We start from the raw sequence: 5930 nt of genomic DNA on the forward strand, positions 1-5930 counted from the left end.
GTGGGCTCGGAGATTTGTATAAGAGACAGGACCTGGGCGGCCACGGCGGGGCTCAGGTCGCTCTGGCGGATGTGGGCCAGCGCCTCGGCGACGGTGGCGGTGGGCGGGAGCACGATCGGCTCGCTGGTCATCAGGCCGCCCGCGGTGTCCTCGGCGTAGGTCAGCAGCCTGCGCACCGGCTCGGCCTCGCCCGGCTCCATCATCGACAGCAGCACCTCGGCCTGCTCCGGCGGGAGATCTTGCAGCAGGTCGGTGGCGTCGTCGGGGTTCATCGCCTCCAGCACGTCGGCGGCGCGCTCGGCGTCCAGCCGGCCGAGGATGCCGACCTGGTCCTGGCCGGGCAGCTCTTCCAGCACGTCGGCGAGCCGGTCGTCGTCCAGGGCGGTGGCCACCTCGATCCGCCGCTTGCCGGGGAGTTCCTGGAGCGCGTGGGCGAGGTCGGCGGCGCGCAGCGACTCGAAGGCGGCGATCATGTTGGCCGCGCCCTGGTCCCGCTGGACCACGCCGAACCCGTGGACCTCCTCCCAGTCCACGACCGACGTCACCCCGCGCCTGCGCAGGCCGAGCCCGCCCGCGCTGCGCAGCCCGGCGGTCAGCACCGCGACCTTCGTGATCATCCACTCCGACCCGCGGGTCTCCTCCATCGCGACGTCCAGTACGGTGACCCGCTCGTCCTTGACGGTCACCGTGAGGTCGAGCAGCTCGCCGATCACCAGGGTCTCGGCGGAGCGTTTGGCGAACCGGCGCATGTTGATCCGCCCGCTGAAGATCACCGAACCGGGCTCGATGCTCCTGACCCGCGTGATCGGCAGGAAGACCCGCCGCCTGGGCTGTACCTCGATCACCATGCCGTGCACGCGCGGCGGGGCGGCGGCGCGCAGCCCGGCGACCACGTCGCGCACCCGCCCGATCTGGTCCCCGGCCGGGTCGAAGACCGGTGTCCCCGCCAGCTTGGCGATGAAGACCCGCACATCGGCAGCCTAGAATCCGGGGCCCTGGATGCGCCGGACTGCGGGCTCAAAGGATTCTTTGCCCGCCCCGGCCGGGCGTCTCGAAGGGCATGTCGTAGCCTCGCGAACGTGACGGACAGGCTCGGGGTCTTCGAGGAGCATCGGCCGATGCTCCTCGGCATCGCCTACCGGATGCTGGGGAGCGCCGCCGACGCGGAGGACATCGTCCAGGACGCGTGGTTGCGCTGGCACGACGTCACCGGCCCGGTGGGCGACCCCCGGGCCTACCTGGCCAAGATCGTGACCAATCTCTCGCTCAACCGGCTGGGCTCGGCGGCCGTGCGGCGGGAGTCCTACGTCGGTTCGTGGCTGCCGGAGCCGCTGCTGACCTCGCCCGACGTCGCCGAGGACGTCGCGGCGGCCGAGTCGCTGGCGAACTCGCTGTCGATGGCCGTGCTGGTCCTGCTGGAGAGCCTGTCGCCGCTGGAGCGGGCGGTGTTCGTGCTGAAGGAGGCGTTCGGGTTCCCCTATCCCGACATCGCCGAGGCGCTGGACCGCAGCGAGGCCGCGGTACGGCAGGTCGGTCACCGGGCGCGGGCCCACGTACACGCCCGGCGTCCGAGGTTCGAGGCGTCGGAGGAGGTCGGACGGCGGGTCACCGCGCGGTTCGTGGCCGCGAGCCTGGGCGGTGACATCAACGCGGTGATGGAACTCCTGGCGCCGGACGTGACCATGTGGAGCGACGGCGGCGGCAAGGTGCGGGCCGCGCTGCGGCCGATCACCGGGGCCGAGAAGATCGCCAGGTTTCTGGCGAGCGTGGCGGGCGGGTTCGGCGGGTTCGAGGTGCGGTACGCGCACGTCAACGGCGGTCCCGGGGTGGTGATGTCCAAGGACGGCGTGCTCGAATCCGTGACCGGCCTGGACATCGCCGACGGGCGGATCACCGCCATCTGGCTGGTCCGCAACCCGGACAAACTCCGGGGATTGCCGCAGCTTGACCTCATGTGACAGTATCAAAATGCTAGTTCACTGGTTACCGGTCCGTCGTCGCGCGGCCGCCGAGAGCACGAGGTGCGCGGCTGATGAGAAAAGTGAGCCTGGGCATAGCGGTCTTAGCGTCCTGCTGCTTCGGCTTTTCCGGTCCGATGGCCAAGTTCCTGGGCGCGGTGGGGCTGACGCCGACCGAGGCGGTCTGGGTGCGGATGGCGGGCGCTGGGGTGCTGATGCTCGCCGTACTGGCCGTCGTGCGCCCGCGCGCGCTGCGCATCCCGGTGGGCAGGCTGCCGCTGGTGGCCACGTACGCGATCGTCGCGGTCGCGGGCGCGCAGGCGTTCTACTTCCAGGCCATCACCCGCCTGCCGGTGGGGGTGGCGCTGCTCATGGAGTTCACCGCGCCGGTACTGGTCGCCTTGTGGGTCCGCTTCGTGCGGCGGGTACGGCTGCCGCGGGCGGCCTACGTCGGAGCCGTGGTCGCGTTCGGCGGCCTGTGCGTCGTGGTCGAGGTGTGGCAGGGCATGCGCCTGGACGGCGTCGGCCTGCTGCTCGGCGCCGGGGCGGCGGCCTGCTGCGCCGGATACTTCCTGCTCAGCGACAGCATGGGCGACGACGTGGACCCGCTCGGCGTGATCGCCTGGGGCCTCGCGGGCGCGGCCGTCGCACTCGTCCCGCTGGCCCGCCCGTGGGGCATCGACTGGACGGCCTTCGGCCGCGCGGCCACGGTCGGCGATCACACGCTGCCCGCCCTCGCGGCGGCGGCCTGGATGGTCGTGGTGGCCACGGTGTTCGCCTACATCGCCAGCGTCACGGCGGTCCGCAGGCTGTCGGCCGCGGTCGGCTCCACGGTGTCCACGCTGGAGGTCATCGCGGGGGCCGTGGTCGCCTGGGTGCTGATCGGCGAGGCCCTCGGGCCGTACCAGATCATCGGCGGCCTGATCGTGATCGGCGGAGCCCTCCTGGCCCAGTCGGCCACCGCCCCGCCCCCGGTGCCGAGTCCGGCCGAACCCGCGGTGGCCCGCCAGTACGGCTAGGCCGCCTCGGGAATCAGCCGGACGATCTGCGACCCATCGGCCCAGCGGGCGGTCATCGCGGCTCCGTCGGGGGCGTTGAGCCGTTCCTTGGCGAGGGCCGCGACGGCGGGCGCGGCCTCGGCCGCCGACTGGTCCACGACCTCCACGGCGGCGTCGAAGACGGCCAGCTCGCCGCCCTTGTCCTTGCTGCGCAGGGTGACCCGCACCCGGCCGGACTCGGCGAGGCCGGGCAGCGACTGCTCACCGCCGCCGGTGACCACGTAGATCGCGCCGTCGTGCCAGGCGTGCCAGGCCAGCCGCGGCCGGTCGTCCAGCGTGATCCACAGCACACCGGACTTCTTGGCCCCCTCCTCGATCAGCGCGAGGGGCGGGGCCTGCGGGGGGAGATCGGGTGAAGTGCTCACGTCGCGACTTTATGCCCGCCGGCCACTCCGAGGGCGAGCACCTGCGTGAGCAGTTCCGGATAGGTGTAGGGCCGCGACAGCCGCGCGTCGGCGCGGACCGGGGACTGCCGGCATCCGGCGGCCTCGATCAGCAGGATCCGCGTCGGCGACTCCGCCAGCAGGTCGCGCGTACGGCTCGCGGCGAGGGCGGGCGCGTCGCGCTCGATGATCAGTACGTCGTACTCGCGCGCCGTCTTGAGCAGCAGATCCGCGTCGTCGCTCGCCCCGTGCGCGACGTCGGCCGCGATCTCCTCCTCCCTCAGCCCCTCGGCGACCATGTCGGCCAACTCGGTCTCCGTGTCGGTGATGGGCACGATGAGGACGCGCATAGTCGGCTCCCCCCGTTGTGCGCGAAGCGGGACCTCCCGCTCCCTAGAACTATGCCAGCACATCTGTTAAGCGCCGGTAAGAAGTGCTTTGCAGCTACTTTAGGGGCTTTGGAGCGATGCATCGGGACGCGCGGAACGGCGCTCCCTGGTGGGAGCGCCGTCCAGTGGTACCCGGCGGGGGAAGGCTCAGTCGCGGTCGCCGCGGGCCATCCGCACCAGCTTCCACGTGCCGGGCAGCAGGCCGGCCGCGGCCACCACCTTCAGCGCGTCGCCCAGCAGGAACGGCACCACGCCGGCCATGAGCGCCTTCGGAAGGTCCATGCCGGTGGCGACCATCAGCCACGGCACGCCCACCGTGTAGATCAGCAGCGTGCCGAGCGTGATCGTGCCCACCGTCCGCGCCACCGTGCGGTCGCCGCCGCGCCGCGCCAGCGCGCCCGTCACCGCCGCGGCCAGCACGAAACCGACCACATAGCCCAGTGTCGCGTTGCCGCCGTCGGGGGCGAACCACGGCACGCCCACCTGCCCGAGGACCAGGTACAGCGCCATCCCCAGCGCCGCCCGCACCGGCCCCAGCGCGGCGGCCGACAGCAGCACGGCGAACGTCTGCAGCGTCGCCGGGACCGGGGTGCCCGGCAGTGGGAAGCTCACCTGGGCCGCGACGCCGGTCAGCAGCGCCGCGCCGACGACCAGCGCGCCGTCACGCACCCGCGCCCCGGGGAGGAGGTCCGTGAGTACGGCGGGCCGCTGTACGCCCGAGAGGACAGCCATGTCTTAACTCCTCTAGATCGTTGGTTGACCTCCAATATCGGACATAGCACTCGAAGCTTGGTAGAGCGGGGCGGCCAAGAAAGCCGACCCGGCTTTGTGGCAAGCCCACTGCCGCCCGTTACGGTGTCCGCATGCGATCGCGACGTTCTTGCCTGTCCGTACCTGGAAGCAATCCCAGATTCCTGGAGAAGGCCCAGGGCCTCGACGTGGACGAGGCTCTCCTGGACCTTGAGGACTCCGTGGCGCCCGCCGCCAAGGAGGCGGCCCGGCGCAACATCGTGGCCGCGCTGCGCGAGGGCGACTGGTCGGGCAAGGTACGCGCGGTCCGGGTGAACGACCTGGCCACGCCGTGGACCTACCGCGACGTGATCGACGTCGTGGAGGGCGCGGGCGACGCGGTCGACTCCCTGATCCTGCCCAAGGTCCAGGAGCCGTCGCAGGTGCGGTGGCTGGACACCCTGCTCACCCAGATCGAGCTGGCCAACGGCCTGGAGCAGGGCCGGATCGGCATCGAGGCGCAGATCGAGGACGCCAAGGCGCTGGTCAACGTGAACGCCATCGCGGGCGCCTCGCCCCGGCTGGAGGCCCTGGTGTTCGGCCCGGCCGACTTCATGGCGTCCATCAACATGCGGACCCTCGTGGTCGGCGAGCAGCCGCCCGGCTACACCGAGGGCGACGCCTACCACTACACGCTGATGCGGATCTTGATGGCCGCCAGGATGTACGACCTCCAGGCCATCGACGGCCCCTACCTCCAGATCAAGGACGTGGACGGCTTCCGCCGGGTCGCGGGCCGGGCCGCCGCGCTCGGCTTCGACGGCAAGTGGGTGCTGCACCCCGCGCAGGTCGACGCGGCGAACGAGGTCTTCTCGCCCACCCAGGAGGACTACGACCACGCCGAACTGATCCTCGACGCCTACGAGCACGCCACGACCGTCGAGCGACGCGGCGCGATCATGCTCGGCGACGAGATGGTGGACGAGGCGTCCCGGAAGATGGCCCTGGTGGTGGTCGCCAAGGGCCGCGCCGCGGGACTGCGGCGGACCACCACCTTCACGCCGCCTTCGTAGTCGTTCTCACAGGCGTACGCCGATCGTTCACAGGCGTACGCCGATCGCGGTGAAGAACCACAGCGACGAGGTCAGCCAGAGCCCCACCAGCGCGGTGAACGCCAGCCCGCCCAGCACGGGCAGGCCCCAGCCCGGCAGGCCGCGCCGGGGCAGGGCGAGCATCTTGGCGACGAACACGCCGTAGAAGAAGCAGCCGAGGAGTGAGTGGACCAGGACGCGGGCGGCGTCGTACTGGAGGCCGAGGGCGTACAGGCAGTGGAAGGCCACGGGGATGGTGAGCAGGAACGCCGCCCTGCCCGACCACCGGTGCAGGCCGCCGATCCAGGTGGGCGGGCGGGGG

The 5930-nt window shown here is 71.7% G+C and carries 8 protein-coding genes; 3 read left to right on the forward strand and 5 right to left on the reverse strand.

What is annotated here, in order from left to right; genetic code table 11:
• The coding region (locus C1I98_RS33855; RefSeq protein ID WP_233508414.1) for a magnesium transporter MgtE N-terminal domain-containing protein at positions 1-971 on the reverse strand (971 nt) is incomplete at its 3' end.
• Positions 972-1079: 108 nt separating this feature from the next.
• Between C1I98_RS33855 and sigJ the strand changes: the two genes are divergently transcribed.
• Positions 1080-1958: an RNA polymerase sigma factor SigJ gene (sigJ, locus tag C1I98_RS33860; protein WP_233508415.1), complete on the forward strand. Its 879-nt coding sequence runs from the start codon at positions 1080-1082 to the stop codon at positions 1956-1958.
• 74 nt (positions 1959-2032) lie between these two features.
• Complete coding sequence (locus C1I98_RS33865; protein ID WP_111171412.1) at positions 2033-2977, forward strand: EamA family transporter; 945 nt, start codon at positions 2033-2035, stop codon at positions 2975-2977.
• Here the strand turns inward: C1I98_RS33865 and C1I98_RS33870 are convergent.
• From C1I98_RS33870 to C1I98_RS33880, 3 genes are all read right to left on the reverse strand, one after another.
• Entirely contained in the window at positions 2974-3381 is a 408-nt protein-coding gene (locus tag C1I98_RS33870) for a hypothetical protein (protein WP_111171413.1), read from the reverse strand. The genes C1I98_RS33865 and C1I98_RS33870 overlap by 4 nt on opposite strands.
• On the reverse strand, positions 3378-3749 hold the full coding sequence (locus C1I98_RS33875; RefSeq protein WP_111171414.1) for a response regulator transcription factor: 372 nt from the start codon (positions 3747-3749) through the stop codon (positions 3378-3380). The genes C1I98_RS33870 and C1I98_RS33875 overlap by 4 nt, the downstream gene beginning before the upstream one ends.
• A 186-nt stretch (positions 3750-3935) precedes the next feature.
• Positions 3936-4520 (reverse strand): biotin transporter BioY, encoded by a 585-nt coding sequence (locus C1I98_RS33880; RefSeq protein ID WP_111171415.1) that lies wholly within the window; start codon positions 4518-4520, stop codon positions 3936-3938.
• A 131-nt stretch (positions 4521-4651) separates the two neighbouring features.
• Between C1I98_RS33880 and C1I98_RS33885 the strand changes: the two genes are divergently transcribed.
• Positions 4652-5590: an HpcH/HpaI aldolase/citrate lyase family protein gene (locus tag C1I98_RS33885; RefSeq protein ID WP_111171416.1), complete on the forward strand. Its 939-nt coding sequence runs from the start codon at positions 4652-4654 to the stop codon at positions 5588-5590.
• Positions 5591-5617: 27 nt separating this feature from the next.
• On the opposite strand, the gene C1I98_RS33890 is transcribed toward C1I98_RS33885, so the two are convergent.
• On the reverse strand, positions 5618-5930 hold a 313-nt coding region (locus tag C1I98_RS33890), incomplete at its 5' end, for a DUF6529 family protein (protein WP_233508416.1).

It is taken from the genome of Spongiactinospora gelatinilytica (genome assembly GCF_003236385.1).
In the GTDB taxonomy this organism is placed as follows: domain Bacteria; phylum Actinomycetota; class Actinomycetes; order Streptosporangiales; family Streptosporangiaceae; genus Spongiactinospora; species Spongiactinospora gelatinilytica.